We start from the raw sequence: 19,432 nt of genomic DNA on the forward strand, positions 1-19,432 counted from the left end.
TTTCAATAAGCATAAATTATGTGTTTAAAGCCTCTAATTCATATCCCTTTCGCCTTAATGCTAAGCTCAAGTAACATTTGCATCGCTTGTAACGGCGTCATGTTCATGAGATCCACATTCTTAACTGATTCAATAATATGAGTGACAGAAGGGTTCAATGGAGCCGGTGTTTCCTTCTTCTTAGGTTGTATGTCCTCTTCACCAAATATAGATAGCTGTACAACAGCGCTAGCTTCCTTTATCTCGTTTCTATGATCATAGCTATCGCCTTTAACTACTTTACTATCCTCAACGGGATTCACGACGTTTATCTTCTCTGCCTGTATCTTCACATCTTTAACTTGCTCAACACTAACTGCCACTTGCGAAGGTGCTTGTTCCAGACCTTCCAGAAGAGTATTTGCTCGGTCAATAATGGAATCTGGCAAGCCCGCTAAGCGAGCACAATAAACGCCATAACTACTTCCTGCAGCACCCGGAATTAATTTACGCAAGAAGTGGACCTTATCGCCACTCTCCTGCACTGACATGGAGTAATTACGTAAGCCCTTCAAGCTTTCTTCCATATGGGACAATTCGTGGAAGTGAGTTGAGACTAATGCTTTACAGCCAATTTGATCATGTACAAATTCAATAACGGCTTGAGCGATAGCCATTCCTTCACTAGTTGACGTCCCTCGTCCAAGCTCATCAATAATGATCAGACTCCGCGAGGTGGCTTTCTCTGTCATCACTTGGATGTCAGCCATTTCAACCATGAAAGTACTTTGGCCCCCAATTAAATCATCAGCTGCACCAATTCTCGTAAATATACGATCTACCATAGGAATTTCCGCCCTATTTGCAGGTACGTAGCAGCCCATTTGAGCCAGTATGGATATAAGAGCCACTTGACGCATATACGTACTTTTCCCTGCCATATTAGGACCCGTGATGAGTAAAATATTGGCCGATTCCTTAGACAACTCCGTTGAGTTAGCAATGAAATCAGCATCCTTCATCACAGCCTCAACAACTGGATGACGTCCCCCTTCAATGATAAGGTCGTAATTATCCGTCAATACCGGTTTCACAAAACCATGTTCTACACTAATCGCAGCGAGAGATTGGTATACGTCCAATTCCGCAACTTTTTCCGCAAGGGACTGCAACCGTTGGATTTGATTACTCAATTTCTCTCTTAACTCTGTGAAGAGACCATATTCCAAGTCCACCATCTTCTCCTGAGCCTCGAGAATCAATCCTTCTTTCTCTTTCAGTTCAGGTGTGACATAGCGTTCCGCATTCGCAAGGGTCTGCTTCCGTTCATATCTTCCTTCCGGCAATGCTCCAATATTAGCCTTTGTTAATTCGATATAATATCCAAACACTTTATTGAATCCAATCTTCAATGACTTAATTCCCGTTGCCACACGTTCTCGAGCTTCTAGATCCGCGATCCACTTTTTACCGTTAGTGCTAGCCTCTTTAAGCTCGTCCAAATGATGATGGTACCCTGCCTTAATTAATCCTCCATCTCGAACTGAAATAGGGGGTTCATCGACAATAGCTTGCTCAATCGCGTCATGCAGATCACCACAAGGATCCAGCTCGCTTGCAATCTTGCCAAGTGTCACCGATGAGGAAGCTGCACATAGCTCTTTAAGCGCTGGAATCTGTCTTAGAGATAACTTGAGAGCTATCAGATCCCGACCCGTGGCATTTCCAAAGGCAATTCTGCCTACAAGCCGCTCCAAATCATATATATCACTAAGAGAATGACGTAAATCTTCACGTAATATAAGCTGATTGTACAACAATTCAACGGCTTCAAGTCTTTCCTCAATTCGACTTCGATGTAATAACGGTTTATCGATTCTACGTCGTAATAGGCGAGCTCCCATGGATGTCTCTGTTTTATCTAGAAGCCATAATAATGAGCCTTTCTTAGATCTGTCACGGACTGTCTCTACCAACTCTAGATTACGGCGGGTAAAAGGATCCAAAATCATATAGTGTCCAGGTTCATACGATGAGATCTGTGTTAATTGACCTAGCGAACGTCTCTGCGTCTCACTAAGATAGGAGATCAACACAGAAATACAAGTTCCACGCTCTTGGTCTAGTCGAGTCCAAGCGGCTTCACCGAATTGACTTCTGACCATCTTCTCTTCCTTCTTGTCCCAAGGCGTATAAACAACAGGTCTATTCCCTTGAAGCTGTAATGATCGAATGCTCTCCAGCATCCCTTCATCTCCAATAATCTCAGATGGTTCATATATGTTAATCTCATCACGCAACCATTCCAGTGAGGATGGGACAGATGTCACGTACAATTCTCCTGTAGACAAATCACAGGCAGATAAGCTCATCATCCCACCTGAAGTTGTCACACAGACTAAATAATTATTTGATTTGTCCGCAATGTTCTTACCGTCCATATTGGTTCCTGGTGTCACAACACGAACAATATCTCGATGTACCATTCCTTTAGTCGTAGCAGCATCCTCAAGTTGCTCACAGATGGCAACCTTAAATCCCTTTTCAATGAGACGCTGGATATAACCCTCTGCTGCATGGTAAGGCACACCACACATCGGTATTTTCCCGTCTCCTCCACCACCTCGACTCGTAAGCGTAATCTCAAGCTCGCGAGATGCACGGATAGCATCTTCAAAGAACATTTCATAGAAATCCCCTAGACGAAAGAATAAAAATGCATCTTGGGCTTGTTTCTTCACATTCAAATATTGTTCAATCATTGGCGTATATTGGGACATGAGTTACCTCCATAAATCTAATTATGCTAATCCTGATTATAACACAGGAACATTCCAGAGCGGACGGATATCCCGTGATTCATCCCATGATCTTCCGCTAGTCATATGATCTAATAGAGGATCGATGTACTTTGAATACTTTGAATAGTCACTAAGTGACCTCATATCTCGGAACAAGGGCTCTATACAATCTCGAATTGGCTGCTTCATTCCCTCATAAAAGGCGCTATGAATTCTCTCTTGTTCCAATGGCCGTAACATTAACTTTTTATAATTACGAACAATGATATAGGCAAGACAAACGACACCCTTTGTGACCAATGGGGATACTAAGAAACTAGGCAGCGTACGATATTCAAAGCCCCCATGAGGCTGTCTTCTGAAGTCCCCAAGATACCCATAGTGAGGTCTCCTTGCCAAACTTGATTGATCCTCAAGTAACATTACTGGGAGAGTGAGATAATTATCCAATACTTGTAAAAGGTCCGAAGTCAGCACAATGCCACTGAAATGCAAGTGCCCCCCCAACGGTAAACCAGGTACTGGCATTCCCCCGGCTTTCCACATTAAGGATCTGTCTCTGATCATTTGAGAAGCGGAACTCATCGCATGCATTAGCTCGACAAGTAATCCTCGCGGTTGCAGACTCGGTTCTGGACGCAATTCAGCTACGGGGAAGCTAGTGATTCCTCCCATATGAACGGCATCACATCCTACCTCCCCTGCACGTTCTAGAAAGTCTGATGCTGGAACTACTTCCATTGAATAAGAATCAATGAGCAGAAATTCAGGATCCATGCCCATCATAAGCTGAATGCCATTTCTTTTTTCCATTCGCAATGCGTTATGTAGATTAGCTTGATGCTGATGATACAACCCTAACAACTTCGGTTCTTGTAATCTCGAGAACGGTGTGATCTTCTCCAACACATAGCGTCGTTCACCATAGGTTGAGACTATAGCTTCACCTGAATCTAATCCTAGTGTATACAAACTTCGAACGGCCACCTTCGCCAATCTCTTCATTAATGAACTTTGTTCCTGTTCCAATCCAGACGTCATCGTTAATCCCGTCCTTATTCCTCCGCTCGCTAGCTTTGAGACGTTGAACCCACGTAAATCACACACTTGTATAGCGTATCTACTGCGATATGTTGATTCCTGATGACGATTTTCTCTGCCTTCAGCTAATTGAGACGATACCCCCGAACGAATAAGACGAGCTTGACGGACAGAGAATGACATTGATTCAAAGAATCCCAACCCTTGATCCACTTCAATACGCCTCCTTTTCAAAAGATGAGAGTTCGAACAACCTCTAAAAATAAAAACAAAAAAGGAGGGCATCCGCCCTCTACACAGACGCCCTCGCAACATATACTACGTTATACCTCACAAATTAACCGCATGCGTTACAGATCATCATCCAATAAGTCGGGATCCAAATCTTCGTAGTCACCGCTATCCTCGGCAAACTCAAATTCCTTGTCATCAAAGGTCTCGTTACCGACGAGTACAAACACTTTCGTCTCCGCAATAAGTTCTACAGTGAATTCCCGTTCGACACGGATGATGACACTTCCACCTCCCGACGACACACTTGCTTCAACACAACTAGGTTCCTGCGTTGCCTCCGCAGAGACTTCGACTGTCGAAGCTCGGTGTCTCGGGTCTACATACGATAGCGAGACAAATTCTACATAAGGTACGGTCTCTTTGGCTACATCGGTTTGAGAGTTCTTGTCATAGGAATACCAGATATTGATATCGTAAGTACCAATAACTTCAATTCCGTCCCCCGCCGCAACAGCCTCATACTGATGATTAATAATCCAGGCACCTAAAATACTGGTTGGATTATGCGGCGGAGTTACGGTATGTGTTACGGTAGAGAACTTACGACCTTTGCCACAGATCGCTTTCGTTATGATCTCTCTACTTTGTTGTTTACGACTTAATGACATCTTCGAACCTCCTCCATACAATCATTCACTACTAAGTGTATGCAGGGACTAGGCAAAAGTTGATTAGCCTAGTACAAATAAATAAAATTTTCTATTAAAGCAACGACGCTTGAGTAGAAATCTACTAGTTCGAGTTCAAAAAGTTAGCTTTTCAGGAATAGGAGCTTTGCTCTTCTTAGCAATTTTCAGATATAAGGATAATTCGCGGCATAGCTGCAATATAGAAGACCTAATCTCAAACTCCTCCCTATTGGTTGGAAGATCCATTTCTTTGAAATCTTGTTCCAACTTCTCCAGCAGCATCTCAGTACGACCAGTGTATTCCGTTTCCGTTACATCATGGCTAAGTTGTTCCATCAATTCAGCTACAAGCTCTCCCTGAGGAAGCTTCTGGTATACATCAGCAATTCGCTGCACCATAACCAGAATCAAATCCAGCTGTTCCTTACGCATATAGAAATAAATATTCCATGCTGCGTCTGGATGAAGCATTTGGTTCTCCATCGCCCGGTTTGCTGCTTGAGATCCTTCTGCAATGGCTTTACTCGCTTCGATTAATTCGCTTCCATCCCAAATATAACTGGGATCATGTAAAGTACGACTAATATGTTTAAATATCACAGCGAACAGCCCGTCCACTTTGTGACGAATCTCGATCATCTGCTCACTTACTTTAGGCATATAAATCATATTAACTACCATGGCCGAACCCAGACCAATGACTAGCAATTCAACTTGTGTTAATAGCACAGGGAACGATAAATCTTCGCCGCCAAATATACGAAACACAACGACTGAGCTTGTAACAATCCCTTCCTTAAAGCTCGTTTTAACGATTAATGGAAAGCCGAACAATACAAATAACCCAAGTACCCAGTAATGGAAACCAAAGACGGCAAATAACATACATGCAAAAAGAAGCCCCACGATAGAGGCGAAAAAACGAGCTGAAATCGTGCGAAGACTCCTTTTACGAGTAACCTCCACACCTAGAATGGCTAATAAACCCGCACCCTGAGGACTTGGTATACCAACCATATCAGCGATCAGAATGGACATAAGTGTAGCTATCGCTGTCTTTATAACTCGAATACCCATGAGATCGCCTCTCTTTTCTACGATTGTGACTGTAGTCTCATGGTACTTTATTTAATAAATCAACACAATGTGACTTGTCATACGCTTTGATTATGAAGGTTCTCAACTTTTACTTATGGATTAACAGTTTTCGCTCCATATAAACAACCGCCTGATACATCACTGTGGCTACAACCGCAATAATAAACAGACTGGACATGACTAATGTAAAGTTAAACACTTGAAAACCATAGATGATTAAATATCCTAGACCCATCCGTGCCACTAGAAACTCACCTACAATGACACCCACCCAAGCCAAACCCACATTCACTTTCAAGGTTGAAATAATGGCAGGAAATGATGCTGGAAAGATCACTTTACGAAATACATCCGAACGCGACCCTCCAAATGTCCTCACAACTTTGACTAGGTTCGCATCTACCTCTGAGAAACTATTGTACACGACAAGTGTCGTAATAATGACGATGACCGACAAAGTAGTCACAACGATAGCCGTAAACCCCGCACCAAATACAACGATAAAGAGCGGACCTAATGCTACCTTAGGCATACTGTTGAATACAACCATATAAGGATCCAGCACCCTCGATACGAAGGGGGACCACCAGAGCAAGACGGCAATCCCAGTCCCAAGCAACGTACCAAGTACAAATCCCACAACAGTCTCACCAACCGTCGTTCCTATATGCTTCCAAACCTCTCCACTGACGATATCTTGCCAAATATGATTAAATATCTTAGTAGGGTAGCTAAATAACAAAACATCAATCCACTTGAACTTCCCTGCGATTTCCCACAAAATTAAAATGAACAACAGCAAACCCAGTTGAACAGCTAATACATTTCTGCGTAGTTTGTTCTTGTGTGCAAGATATTCCTCATATCGTTCTGTAAGCAAGCTCCCTCTCGCTGCAGAAGATTCATCCTCTGTTTGATTCGACCTGTTCATACTGATCACACCTCCTCATTTACAGATCACTCGTCATTTCCATCGCGCTCCAGATCTCATGAAAGAGAATTTGAAAGCCCTCCTGATCACGAGCATGAAAAGGCAATACGTCACGGATATTTCTCGGCACCTCAAATATTCTTCTTATCCTACCCGGATTGCTACCGAGCAGAATAATTCGATCACTCATGGCGATCGCTTCTGATAGATCATGAGTGACCAACACGGCCGTTTTGTTACGTTCACGTAAAGTACGAGATATAAGATCTTCTAATTGTAATTTCGTCTGATAATCCAGTGCAGAGAACGGTTCATCCAACAACAATAAGCCTGGATCTGTAGCTAATGTTCGTACAAGCGCTACGCGTTGGCGCATCCCACCTGAAAGATGTTGCGGATAAATATTCTCTTTACCTTGTAGCCCCATTTCTTCAAGCAATGCCGAGGTCATCGCTTTATTCTCTAATGTGACCCCCCCCGTTAGTTCCAAACCGAGAAGGGCATTATTTAGAATGGTCCGCCATGGAAATAGATAATCCTGCTGCAACATATATCCCACTTCGGATGATGGGCCCACAAGTTTACGTCCATACACAAGTACCTCACCTTGGCTTGGCGTAATCAGTCCTGCAATAATCGAAAGAATCGTTGTTTTCCCACAGCCACTTGGCCCAACAAGACTTACAAATTCTCCCGGAAATACAGTCAGTTGAAGACGATCCACAGCCAGAGAGGCTTCGCGATCGGTGATATAAATATGGGCAACATTATTTAACTCTACAACAGGTACCATATGCACTCTCCTTTTGGCCGGGGGAATAGGTTACTTCACTGTCGATTTAGCCTTCTCAGCAAACGAATTATCGACAATCGCTTCTCTTGCCACCCGTTCTTTCAATTCACCAGCGTTCTCCATCACGTCTAGGAGATTGTTCCATTCCGCATCGTCTAGTTGAGGATCTGTTGCATAAGTCCCTTGTTCTTGATAGCGTTTCACTGCAGAGATAATAATTTCACGATCAGTATCTTTGAAATAAGGAATGATCGCATCCGCAATCTCCTCAGGACTATGCTCGGCTACCCAAGTTTGAGCCTTCTGTACAGCATTCGTAAACTTCTGCACCGTATTAGCGTTATCCTTGATATAACTTTGCTTACTCATGAACACCGTATATGGAAGTAATCCGCTTTCTACACCAAATGAAGCAACCACATGACCTTTGCCCTCTTTTTCAAAAATAGAAGCTTGTGGCTCGAACAACTGAACATATTGTCCAGTTCCTGAAGCAAAGGCAGATGCAATATTAGCGAAATCAATATTCTGAATCAATTCCAGATCTTTATGCGGATCAATGCCCTGCTTATGAAACGTGAACTCTCCGGCCATTTGCGGCATACCGCCTTTACGTTGCCCTAAGAATACTTCTCCCCTCAACTGATCCCAGTTAAAAGTGCCACTGTCGTCTCGAGCAACTAGGAATGTTCCATCCGTCTGAGTCAACTGTGCGAAATTAATCACAGGATCATCAGATCCTTGCTGATACACATAAATGGACGTCTCCGATCCAACTAATGCCACATCTATAGCGTTCGACAATAAGGCAGTCATCGTCTTATCTCCACCAGGAATCGTCTGTAACTCTACATCCAGCCCCTCTTCTTTAAAGAATCCTTTCTCTAGGGCCACATATTCTGGTGCGTAAAATACGGAACGGGTCACTTCCCCAATCTTCACCTTCGTTGTAGCATTCTTCCCTCCGCACCCGACAGCAACTGTACTACAGAGCAGAAGAACAGCTATAGCCGCCACAATAGTTCTTTTTTCTTTCCACATGGGTATCCCTCCATTCTTTCGAGTAAACATATTGCATCATATGCTACAGCCTAGAAAAGGTTATCCTTGACGGCATAATTCAGATGCACAAGCGCAAAAAAAGCCATGATTCCTCAGAACACGAAGGAATTCATGGCATTAAATACTAACTCAATAAATATAATCAAATGATATTTCAATCTTATAATTTGTATATCTCTTTATATTTCGCTTCCAAGTAGTCTGCCAAGTAGTTCGGGTTCAACTCTTCACCTGTTACTTGAACTATAATCTCTGATGGTGTGAGACTCTTTCCATATTGATAAATTTTGGCTGTAAGCCATTCCTTGATAGGAAGTAAATTCCCAGCAGCAATCCATTCATCATATTGTGGTAGCTCTTTACGTATCGTATTTAAGAATTGTGCGGCATACATGTTCCCAAGTGAGTACGATGCGAAATATCCGAAATCTCCACCAGACCAATGCACATCTTGAAGGACGCCGAGTCCATCATTTGGAGGTTGAACACCAAGGTACTGTTGGTACTTCGAATTCCATACTTTCGGCAAATCTTTCACTGATAAGTCTTCATTAAACAGCATCTTCTCGATCTCATAACGAATAATGATATGAAGATTATATGTTAATTCGTCTGCATCAATTCGTATAAGTGAGTTCTCTACGCTGTTAATAGCACGATAGAAGTCCTCAACGGCCACATCTTGAAGCTGTGGAGCGAAGTGCTCCTGTAGATCACCGTAATATCTTTCCCAGAATGCTCGACTACGTCCAATCATATTCTCCCATAAGCGAGACTGTGATTCATGAATTCCCATTGAGGTACCTTCAGCTAGTGGACTCCCAGCAAATTTCACATCAATATTTTGCTCGTAAAGCGCATGTCCACCTTCATGTAACGAGCTGAATAACGCATTCGTCACATCCTCTTCCACATAATGCGTCGTGATTCGTACATCACCAACGTTGAGACTCGTAGCAAATGGATGTACACTTTCATCTTGACGTCCTGCCTCAAAGTCATATCCCATTTGTTCAAGAATAAAAAGTCCGAATTTCTCTTGTTGTTCTTTCTTAAATATTTGCTGGAGGAAGCCTTTTTCCGGTTGATGAGGAGAGGCTTGAATCGCTTCGACTAATGGCACTAAACGACTACGCAGTTGGCTGAAAATCTGATCCAGTTTCTCTACTGTCATATCAGGCTCATACATGTCGATGAGTGTATCGTAGCGAGTTCCCTTAACACCCCAATAATCGATGAACACTTTCTTCATAGCAACGATTTTACTTAAATAAGGTTCAAATCCTGCAAAATCACTTTTTTCCTTCGCTTCTTCCCACAATGTCTGAGCATGTGCCGTTAAGACAGAATACTCTTGAAATTGATCCGCAGGAATGAGCTTGTTCAGTTCATACTCCTTTTTACAATCCAGAATGATTTTTCGATCTAGATCATCAAGCTGCGAAATAACATTTTCATTTGTAAAATATTCCAAGTATTTCGCCATATCTTCTGAAATTTGTAGTTTGAACATTTCAGTATCTAGTATACCAATTGTCTCTGATCGGAATTCAGCGCCTTTGCGGGGAGCGCCTGTCCGTAGATCCCAGTGCAATAAGGCCACAGCCTCATAATAACCTCTTATTTTACGAACTAGTTCGCGAAATTGATCTAACTTGACTTTTACTTCATTTTCCATTTCATAGTTCACCTCATCATATTTTTTTCTAGTTTCCTCTTGATGATACTTATTACAAAAAGTATAATCAACTGTTAAGAACGAATTTATCCTAACAGAGGAGGGAGATCTTCCCTATGAATCACATTTCTGAAATATTAGAGTATAATAAGCATTTTGTTGAGGACAAACAATACGAAGCCTACCGGACAAGTAAATTCCCTGACAAAAAAATTGTAGTCATCACTTGTATGGATACTCGCCTAACAGAATTACTGCCCAAAGCAATGAATTTTAAAAATGGGGATGTCAAACTCATAAAAAACGCAGGAGCGGTCATTTCCCAACCTTTTGGGAGCGTTATGCGGAGCGTATTGATTGCCATTTACGAACTGCAAGCAGATGAAGTCTTTGTCGTAGGTCACTTAGATTGTGGCATGGCCTCATTGAATGCAGATCATATGATCGAAATGATTAAAGAACGTGGTGTCTCAGACATCGTATTAAGCACTTTAGAACATTCAGGTATTAGATTATCTAAATGGCTACGCGGGCTTGAGAATGAGCGCGCCGGGGTAATATATTCGGTAAATATTATCAACAACCACCCTTTGCTTCCACCTAATCTTCCTGTACACGGAATGCTTATTGATCCAGAGAATGGGGCATTAGAACTTGTTGTAGACGGGTACAAAAATTTGTAACATAGCTATTAAGAGGTTATTCAAAAATTCATCTTTTGAACGCTCACTATTAGATGTACGAACACGAATCTATCAGATTCGTGTCTTTTTCGTAACTCATGTCTGTTTATTTGCCAAACCGTACAGTTTCAGTGTACACTTCTCTCTGTTGTAACTTTTAATTGTTAACAACGTATACCACTAGATACACAACAATATTATACTTCAGGAGGATTCAATTTCGTATGAAAAAATGGATTATGGTTGTCATGGCTCTAACGCTTATCTTTGTTACAATTTCCCCAGCTAGTGTCGATGCAAGACGTGGCGGTGGGTTCAAATCTGGAACGAAGTCTTTCACGAACACACCTAAGAAATCTACAACAAATAGTAATGTAAATAAATCTACAACGAATAACAAATCCACAGCAGGAACAGCTGCAGGATCGACTGGTAAACGTGGGTTTTTCAGTGGCGGAAGCTTAATGAAAGGCTTGATGATTGGTGGATTAGCTGGAATGTTATTCGGAGGCATGTTTGGTAATATGGGCTTCATGGGCGACCTTATAGGACTAGCCATCAACGCGCTAGCAATCTATGTACTAATCTCCTTAGCAATTGCTGGATATCGTGCTTACAAGAACCGTCGTAAACCAGATCCACGTGATGGAAGGTACTAATAGATATGGAACTTTCCATGGATGAGATTATTAATGCTATTTGCCTACACATGGCCGAACGCAAAGGCGTACGTCCTACAGATGTACAAGTAGAATTAAGTTGGGATGAAGAACATGGGTATTCTGCCGAAGTGTGGACACAAGGTCGGAGCCAATATCTCGTTGAATCGAACATGATCGAAGCGATTCTTCGCTACTTGCAGAGTGAATACGATATTCGTGCCTTCCGTGAACAGGTAACGTTAGATATCGATGAAGAGATTACAGCGAACGTTGTGACGACTTAACAATATTGCCATCGAATAGAGCCACTTGAGACAAAAGAGAGAGCCAACCTAATGAATAGGTGGCTCTCATTTGTATTTAGAAATTTAGAATGGCATTTCTCCGAGTTGAAGTTTTAACTCGCTATTTTTCTTTTCTAATTCTAACACCCTGTGTTTAAATTCAAAAACTTCCTCTACTAATCGCTGAATTTTAATTGTCTCATCCATTCCACGTTCAAAGGCATCTTGATCGGTCTTTAAAATATCATGTTTCATTCGCCTCCCCCTCATATATTAATAAATCATATCCAAAAAGTTGGGTAATTTCTGTTACTACGCAGATTATTAATTAATAACGCAAAGATCACAATAACGATAGAGCCGATTAAAACCGGTGAAATTAAGTAACTCCAATTGTACGCCCCTAGCATAACAACGAGTGGATCTGCCCCTGCTGGCGGATGTGTTGTTTTCGTTAACATCATCATTGCAATCGCTAAGCCAACAGCAAAAGCAATCGCCCACGGCTCATTACCAAATAGATGATATGCTGCTGTACCAATGAATGTTGATACAAAATGACCACCAATTATATTTCGAGGCTGTGATAATGGTGCGTTCCAAACACCAAATGCCAGCACACAACTTGCTCCAAATGGAGCCATTAACCACTCAGTAGAGGTCATATTTGTTAACCAGATTAAAGTGAAAACGGTTAGAAATCCACCCGTTAATCCTGTTAAAGAGTCTTTTACATTAACCTGTAATGGACTTTTCCCCTTTCCTTTCATTTTCGATAAGTACCGTACACCAATTAAATGTTTATCTTCCTGATTGACTGTTGTTGTACTATTCATTGTTCACCGTCCCTTATATTTAAAATTCATTTTACACAGGATAAACTAACCTGTCAAATTAAAGTTTAGGGGTTAGTTATAAAAACCAAAATAAAAGAACCAACTCTGAAAAGTTGATTCTTCATTTATCTTCTGACTTTTGATGTTGAAATTTTGCTGCTTTTTTTCGATTTCCACATATTTTCATGGAACACCATTTGCGTCTTCCACTCTCATCTATAAATAAAAGGACACATTCTGGATTCGTGCATCTCTTAAGAGTGATAAGCTTATTTTCTGCTATTAACGTTAATGCATCAAAAGCAATCAACGATAGAAGCATATCCTCAATCTCTCCAATCGGAAAAGGAATTAGACTTTGATCTATTAGTTTATACGTAAACGATGCTCTTTCAATTTTATTTTCTAAATAAGCAATAAAATCATCAGAAATCTGATGTTGATCTGCAATGGCTTCAAATTCTTTTCTTAAAACCGCCCGCAATTCTAAAATATTTGATGTGACTTGGCTCATACGCTCTTCCATTTTTACAAATAGTTGCTCATTCCAAAATGGATTATCTCCTTTTATCACATAAAGCCAATCCAGCACATCTTCATCATTCATGAGTAAATCATGCCGTTGACCACGTCTTACTATCTCGGTATTTACTAAGTCTAGCGAAAGATTTCCCGATATAAGTGGGAATTGTTTTGTTTCTTGCATAGGTTCATCGCTCATTTCATTATTAACTTCTAACCTCTAAGGCAATCAACAATAGGTTATTTAATAATTATACTCTATTTAATCTATATTGTTATTCCAAGGTATAATCGTATCGCAGAACCGTTTAATCAAATGCCAATCATGGCTAATGACGAGTAGTCCTAATTGACGAGCCTTCGCTATTTCAAGCACTGTATGCCATATCTGTGCCTGAGTAATCGCATCTAACATCGTTGTCATCTCATCTGCAATCAAAAAGCGGGTATCTGGCCCTAACGCACGAGCAATACAAATCCGCTGAAGCTCACCGCCGGATAGTTCATTTGGCCATCGTTCTAGCCACCCTTCCTCAATCCCCATCTCTTGAATAAAAGAAGCTTCCGGAGTCCAACCCTCGGTTAGCGTTCTTTTCATTCTCCACCGTGGATTAACAGCTCGATCTGGATGCTGAAGAACCATTTGGACAGGATGATAACCTCTTCGAGGTATCGCAGACTTATTGATTGTGACCTCTCCCTCATCCGGCTTCGTATACCCAGCTAATATACGCCCTAATGTCGTTTTGCCACAGCCACTAGGTCCAACTATTCCAACAACTTCACCAGACTGAACAGATATATGGATATCCCGAAAAAGCAACGGTCCTTGCCCATATCGAAAGCTTAAATGGTTCCCTTCAAGTTGCACGTATACACCTCACACTTCCGCCACGAACCTCTCGAATGCTTGGTCGTTCACTATTACACTCAGGCATAACCCATGGACAACGTGGTGCGAATAAACATCCTGTTGGCAGATGGTTGGGACTTGGCTGCGTACCTGCTAGTGGGATGAAATCATTATGCGGTAAAGCCTGCCACAGAGCACGACTGTATGGATGTCGAAGCTGCTCTCCACGATCTGTAAAGTCTTGAGCAGAGGCAATTTCAACCGTTGTTCCAGCATAGAAAACTACAACCCGATCAGCAATCTGAAGAGCCGATTCAATATCATGTGTAATGAACAATACGGCACAGCCATCATCTGCCAATTCTTTGAATCGCTGTAGCGCTTCCTTCACATCATCTGCGTGCATACCGGGTGTAGGCTCATCGGCCACAATCAGACTTGCGCCACTGACCGTTGCCGTTGAGACCAACACCTTCCGCGCCATACCTCCAGACAATTGGAATGGAAATAATCGCTCAACATGTTCCGCTAGTCTATATCGCTTGAATATTTTCCGCTGCTCTGTCACGGGATCTTTATCTCTCACCGACGTGCGTACCTGCGTACCTACTCTGATCAGGGGATCTAGATAGTTGACGGATTGAGGTACAAGTGCAATCTCACGACCTCTAAGTGTAGCTTTTCTCTTCGCATCCAATATCTCGCCCTGGTAACGTATCGTTCCAGACAGTACAGCATGATCAGGGAGTATACCTAGTATGGCGTGGGCAAGCAGACTTTTACCAGAGCCACTTGACCCGACAACCGCCACGATCTCCCCTGCTTCAGCTGACAGATTAATTCCATCTAATACCTTCGTAGTCCGATGACGCATTCTCGCTGTGTACTCCGTAAAAGAGATAGATAAATCATGTACTTCCAGAATGGGCATATCTAACATGAACCTCCTTATACATCAATCATGCCGTTACAATAATCTTTGAAGAGGTTGTTCAAAAAGTCATCTTTTGATCACGAAGTATACCGAGAGGACCATTCGACATCGAATATTGAATTCAGCCGGTCCTAGCATATGCTTTCGAAGTATGTTTCCTTCGGAAACATTTCAGGTGCTCACGTAGGTACTTGCTACGCTACGCTCCTCACTCCCTTGCTTCATTCAATCTTCTCGGTGCTGAAAAGCTGACTTTTTGAACTTGCACTTGAATGTATCACTCACGTGACCCATGTGGATCGACTCTCAAGCGTAAATATTCACCAAGCCATTCGAAAGAACGCACTACAATAAGAAGACCTAGTCCAGGAAAGATAGCAAGCCACCACATCCCCGTTGACAAATATCGCATGGATTCAGACAGAATAATACCGATTGCCGGTTGATGTGGAGACAATCCTAAGCCAAGAAATGTAATCGATGATTCATGTAAAATAGCATGTGGGAACATGAGCAGTAATCCAACAAGCAACTGCGGAACGAGATGTGGCCATAAATGTCTTGAAGCAATCCACCACCTAGATTTCCCTAGACTCCTGGATACCTGTACAAATTCAGCCGATTTCAATTGCATCGCTTCAGCGCGAATGACACGTGCAAGACTGGGCCAATGCGTTAATGAGACGCCGATAATAACCCCTTTCATTCCCCCTCCACACACAAAAGCAATCAGAATGAGCATCACTAAATGGGGAACACTTAGGAACAAATCGATGAGCCAAGAAATGATCTGATCTACGACTTTTCCCATCGTTGCAGACATCAATCCTAATATAGCTGCTATAATCACACTACTGATTGAACCCAGTAAGCCAACTCGAATACTAAGAGAAAGTCCTTGTACAGTCCGAGTAAACATGTCCCGGCCTAACCAATCTGTACCGAACAAATGACTTAGCCCTGGAGGAAGATTACGAGCATCTAATTGTGTTCCGGATGAATTTGAACCAAACAGCATACTGCCAAACCCTATCGAACATAACAACAACACAGCACCAACAGTAGCTATGAATGTACGTTGTCGCCTATTGATTACCTTCATGCTGCCTTACCTTCTTCCCTAATTCGCGGATCTACCAAGTGATAGAGGACATCTGCAATGCCATTACCAGTAAATACAAATAACGCACTACATAGAACGAGTCCTAATAGCAATGGGACATCTCCCCTTAGTCCAGCCTCTACCGTCGCTTGCCCAAGACCTGGATAAGAGAAAACCTGCTCCGCTAGAACCGCTCCACCGAATAATTCGCTGAAAGAAGCGAACTGTAATGTAATCGCTGGCAGAGCAATGTTCCTCAGACCATGTCGACGAAATAAGGTGAGACCCTTTTCCCCTCTAGCTCTAGCAAATAACACATACTCACTTTCCAGCACATCGATTAATTTCTGCCTCGTATGAAGGGCGATAGACGATACACCAACAATACTGAGTGTTAGTGTAGGCAGAATCATATGCATGATTCGATCTCCCAGCGTCACTTGATCCGCAAGTACTCCTACGGGTACAGCTAATCCAACGGGGAACCAACCCAACCATACTGCGAACACCATCAAGAGTAGCAAGCCCATCCAGTATGTAGGTGTAGATGCTAAAGTATAGCAATACCATTTGATCCAACGATCCAACCATGTATTCTTCTTGATCGCCGCAATGACGCCTATCGTAAACCCGATGAGACCCGATAATATCCATGCGGATGCCATAAGTACTAAAGAATTTACAAATCGATCACTAATGACAGCGGTTACAGGTTTACGATATATCATCGATGTACCGAAATCTCCATGAAGCAGCGCAGATGCCCAACGTGTGAATTGCTCTATCGGGGATTGATCTAGCCCCCAATAGGTAGCTATTTCCTGTCTTTGCTCTGCACTTACCTTCATCATATCTGCACCAATGTAAGCTTGTACGGGGTCAACAGGTGATAAATGAACTAAGGTGAATGAGACGATACTGACCATAATCAATAGGGTGACTAACCGAAAAGCCTTCCGCCCTATAAAGAAAACACCATCGCGGACCATCATCATTCCCCCTTCTATCTATTCCTTCCATTTCCAGTCCTCAATGTTGTCAGTGACCAACCATCCATGCGTATGAGGCTGAATACGTTGGATACCGATATCAAGCTTATCATTCACAAGATACAAGTGATCAATATTGACGAGCCAAGTCCATGGCGTATCTCCAAGTCCACTGAATCCTGTCTGTCCATCCCATTGCGCATTCTTCCAATATTGTAGCGCCTCTTCTTCAGTCAACGCTCTCAAAGCTTGTTGCATCCAATCATCAACAACTGAATTGCTGTAATAACCGGGATTATAATATTCTACACCTTGAAAGTCAGTACTATAAATATTGTACATTTCCAATGGATCATGACTACCAAAACCCATTAGAACAGCACTCGAATGCATCATCTTCTCAATCTCATCCCAACTCTTACCTTCTACATTCATTCGAATTCCGATAGCCTTCACCATATCAGCGGTCGTCAATGCGAGAGATTGGCGAATCATATCACCCGAAGGATACACTAAAGTGAACTCAGCTGTGAGTTCTCCCTTCTCAACAATACCGTCATTGTTATTGTCAATCCAACCCGCATCTGTTAGAAGCTGCTTAGCCTTTTCGATATTTCCATCTTTAAACACGGTGTCTGAATTCCACCAAGGAAGATGATCACTCACTGAATAGGCAGGAGTTCCATAACCATTCAATAACCCATCCACTAACTTCTGGCGATCGATCGCGATATTAATGGCTTGGCGAATGGCGATATCTGAAGTAACATCATTTCCAATCGGATATCCCTCCGCGGTCGTTCCACCCGAAGGGATATAGGGAAACATAATCCCGCGATTATCAACGGTCTTCACATCCTCAATCCGCATTCCATCAACCGTCTGATTACTTAAGGATGATACAATATAGGCAACATCCAATTGACCACTCTTAGCACTAGCGAAGGCAGCGTCTTCATTTAAGAATACATAGGTCAGTTTTTTGAAAAAAGGAACTTTACCGTAATATTCTGGGTTCAATTCAACAATGACCTGTTGTCCTTTGTCCCACTGGACCATCTTATAAGGGCCGGACCCTATTGGATTCTCTGCATACCCCTCTCCATAAGCATGTTTTGGAACAATACCCGTCGATATTAACATCGATATGAAGGTAGACTGTGGCTCTTGTAATGTAAAAATCACCGTGTCGTCACCTTGAGATTCCACACTTGTCAAATTTGTTAAATCTATAGCTGAAACGTTCTGTGCTGCCTTCTCGAAGGTAAAGACAACATCTGCTGCAGTCAAAGCCTTCCCATCAGAGAACTTCACATCGTTACGCATTTTAACTGTCCATACTTTAGCATTATCACTAACTACATAACTTTCTGCTAAATCGTTTACAATCTTTAAGTCTTGATCTCTCTTGAGTAAGGTACTCTGGAATAACGGAGAACCATAGCGTCCCCAACCTGTTGTTGGATCAAATCCATCCTCTGGTTCAGCACCAACAGCCAGAATTAATTCATCCTTATTCGATTGCACCGTATTGCCCTTATCTTCATCTTTCGGAGATGTAGACTTAGAACACCCCGTCAACAGCAGACATAACACGATCACCGAGACTAAAGATAATTTCAAAGGCCCTTTTAACATAAATTCCATTCCCTCCACCCATGTTTGTAACACGTTTTGGTGTTATTGTAACACTAACGGATAGGAAATCCATCATTTTTTTGGGGGTTATTCATTTAACTCCCTAAAAAAACAACCTTCAAGAATATGAAGGTTGTTCAATAGATTCTATGTATGATCGTGAACATGGCCATGCTCAGATGAACCTTGATCATCGGCATAAGTTACCGAGAGTTCGGCGTAGAACACGCCATTCTGTACTTGAATTTGCTGATGAAGCGATCGAAGATTGGATACATTCCCCCGGACAACGATAACTTCTAAACACTGTGCATGGTTTAAATGTACGTGCATCGTAGAGATAATGTCGTGGTGGAACTGATGTTGCAATTCCATGAGTACCATAGGGAGCTCACTTATATGATGGTCATATACCATAACAATCGTACCTGCTACTAATTCATCAGAACTCAGCCGAGACGGCTCCAGTAAGGATCGTCGCACCAAATCTCGAATGGCCGCTGAGCGATTAGTATAGCCCTGATCTTCAATGTATTGATCGAACTGTTCAATTAACGGTGCTGGAAATGACACACCGAATCGGATTAACTCATCTCTTTCTGCCATGCTACCACCCTGCCTTA

At 42.2% G+C, this 19,432-nt stretch carries 20 protein-coding genes; 3 read left to right on the forward strand and 17 right to left on the reverse strand.

What is annotated here, in order from left to right:
• Nucleotides 1-38: 38 nt before the first annotated feature.
• The 8 genes from mutS to ACP8HI_RS10215 form a co-directional block, all read right to left on the reverse strand.
• Nucleotides 39-2,759, reverse strand: a complete 2,721-nt coding sequence (mutS, locus tag ACP8HI_RS10180) for a DNA mismatch repair protein MutS (protein ID WP_438350976.1) — start codon at nt 2,757-2,759, stop codon at nt 39-41.
• Nucleotides 2,760-2,795: 36 nt separating this feature from the next.
• Entirely contained in the window at nt 2,796-4,034 is a 1,239-nt protein-coding gene (locus ACP8HI_RS10185) for a putative amidoligase domain-containing protein (protein ID WP_438350977.1), read from the reverse strand.
• Between the two features lie 137 nt (nt 4,035-4,171).
• Entirely contained in the window at nt 4,172-4,723 is a 552-nt protein-coding gene (locus tag ACP8HI_RS10190) for an outer spore coat protein CotE (RefSeq protein ID WP_438350978.1), read from the reverse strand.
• 135 nt (nt 4,724-4,858) lie between these two features.
• The gene (locus ACP8HI_RS10195) at nt 4,859-5,821 is read right to left on the reverse strand and encodes an aromatic acid exporter family protein (protein ID WP_438350979.1); all 963 of its coding nucleotides are present in this window, start codon (nt 5,819-5,821) and stop codon (nt 4,859-4,861) included.
• Between the two features lie 109 nt (nt 5,822-5,930).
• Nucleotides 5,931-6,773: an ABC transporter permease gene (locus tag ACP8HI_RS10200; RefSeq protein ID WP_438350980.1), complete on the reverse strand. Its 843-nt coding sequence runs from the start codon at nt 6,771-6,773 to the stop codon at nt 5,931-5,933.
• A 19-nt stretch (nt 6,774-6,792) separates the two neighbouring features.
• Complete coding sequence (locus ACP8HI_RS10205) at nt 6,793-7,566, reverse strand: ABC transporter ATP-binding protein (protein ID WP_438350981.1); 774 nt, start codon at nt 7,564-7,566, stop codon at nt 6,793-6,795.
• A gap of 30 nt (nt 7,567-7,596) precedes the next feature.
• Nucleotides 7,597-8,607 (reverse strand): ABC transporter substrate-binding protein, encoded by a 1,011-nt coding sequence (locus ACP8HI_RS10210; protein WP_438350982.1) that lies wholly within the window; start codon nt 8,605-8,607, stop codon nt 7,597-7,599.
• Between the two features lie 181 nt (nt 8,608-8,788).
• Entirely contained in the window at nt 8,789-10,306 is a 1,518-nt protein-coding gene (locus ACP8HI_RS10215) for a carboxypeptidase M32 (protein WP_438350983.1), read from the reverse strand.
• A 116-nt stretch (nt 10,307-10,422) separates the two neighbouring features.
• Between ACP8HI_RS10215 and ACP8HI_RS10220 the strand changes: the two genes are divergently transcribed.
• The 3 genes from ACP8HI_RS10220 (at nt 10,423) to ACP8HI_RS10230 (ending at nt 11,935) form a co-directional block, all read left to right on the forward strand.
• Nucleotides 10,423-10,989, forward strand: coding sequence for a beta-class carbonic anhydrase (locus ACP8HI_RS10220; RefSeq protein WP_438350984.1), 567 nt, complete (start codon nt 10,423-10,425; stop codon nt 10,987-10,989).
• A 224-nt stretch (nt 10,990-11,213) separates the two neighbouring features.
• On the forward strand, nt 11,214-11,648 hold the full coding sequence (locus ACP8HI_RS10225; RefSeq protein ID WP_438350985.1) for a hypothetical protein: 435 nt from the start codon (nt 11,214-11,216) through the stop codon (nt 11,646-11,648).
• A gap of 5 nt (nt 11,649-11,653) precedes the next feature.
• Nucleotides 11,654-11,935, forward strand: a complete 282-nt coding sequence (locus ACP8HI_RS10230) for a YxcD family protein (RefSeq protein WP_438350986.1) — start codon at nt 11,654-11,656, stop codon at nt 11,933-11,935.
• Nucleotides 11,936-12,019: 84 nt separating this feature from the next.
• Here the strand turns inward: ACP8HI_RS10230 and ACP8HI_RS10235 are convergent, their stop codons facing one another.
• From ACP8HI_RS10235 to nikR, 9 genes are all read right to left on the reverse strand, one after another.
• Nucleotides 12,020-12,190 (reverse strand): hypothetical protein, encoded by a 171-nt coding sequence (locus tag ACP8HI_RS10235; RefSeq protein WP_438350987.1) that lies wholly within the window; start codon nt 12,188-12,190, stop codon nt 12,020-12,022.
• 26 nt (nt 12,191-12,216) lie between these two features.
• The gene (locus ACP8HI_RS10240; RefSeq protein ID WP_438350988.1) at nt 12,217-12,771 is read right to left on the reverse strand and encodes an HPP family protein; all 555 of its coding nucleotides are present in this window, start codon (nt 12,769-12,771) and stop codon (nt 12,217-12,219) included.
• Between the two features lie 121 nt (nt 12,772-12,892).
• Nucleotides 12,893-13,477, reverse strand: coding sequence for a CGNR zinc finger domain-containing protein (locus ACP8HI_RS10245; protein WP_438351771.1), 585 nt, complete (start codon nt 13,475-13,477; stop codon nt 12,893-12,895).
• Nucleotides 13,478-13,555: 78 nt separating this feature from the next.
• Entirely contained in the window at nt 13,556-14,164 is a 609-nt protein-coding gene (locus ACP8HI_RS10250) for an ABC transporter ATP-binding protein (protein WP_438350989.1), read from the reverse strand.
• Complete coding sequence (locus tag ACP8HI_RS10255; RefSeq protein ID WP_438350990.1) at nt 14,154-15,077, reverse strand: ABC transporter ATP-binding protein; 924 nt, start codon at nt 15,075-15,077, stop codon at nt 14,154-14,156. Before ACP8HI_RS10255 ends, ACP8HI_RS10250 begins: the two co-directional genes overlap by 11 nt.
• 280 nt (nt 15,078-15,357) lie before the next feature.
• The gene (locus ACP8HI_RS10260; RefSeq protein WP_438350991.1) at nt 15,358-16,182 is read right to left on the reverse strand and encodes an ABC transporter permease; all 825 of its coding nucleotides are present in this window, start codon (nt 16,180-16,182) and stop codon (nt 15,358-15,360) included.
• Nucleotides 16,179-17,174: an ABC transporter permease gene (locus ACP8HI_RS10265; RefSeq protein ID WP_438351772.1), complete on the reverse strand. Its 996-nt coding sequence runs from the start codon at nt 17,172-17,174 to the stop codon at nt 16,179-16,181. The genes ACP8HI_RS10260 and ACP8HI_RS10265 overlap by 4 nt, the downstream gene beginning before the upstream one ends.
• A 15-nt stretch (nt 17,175-17,189) precedes the next feature.
• Nucleotides 17,190-18,809 (reverse strand): ABC transporter substrate-binding protein, encoded by a 1,620-nt coding sequence (locus tag ACP8HI_RS10270; protein ID WP_438351773.1) that lies wholly within the window; start codon nt 18,807-18,809, stop codon nt 17,190-17,192.
• Nucleotides 18,810-18,956: 147 nt separating this feature from the next.
• Complete coding sequence (gene nikR / locus ACP8HI_RS10275; protein ID WP_438350992.1) at nt 18,957-19,415, reverse strand: nickel-responsive transcriptional regulator NikR; 459 nt, start codon at nt 19,413-19,415, stop codon at nt 18,957-18,959.
• Nucleotides 19,416-19,432 lie beyond the last annotated feature (17 nt).

Origin of the sequence: Paenibacillus sp. FA6, assembly GCF_051550225.1 — a bacterium.
Lineage (GTDB): Bacteria > Bacillota > Bacilli > Paenibacillales > Paenibacillaceae > Paenibacillus_AQ.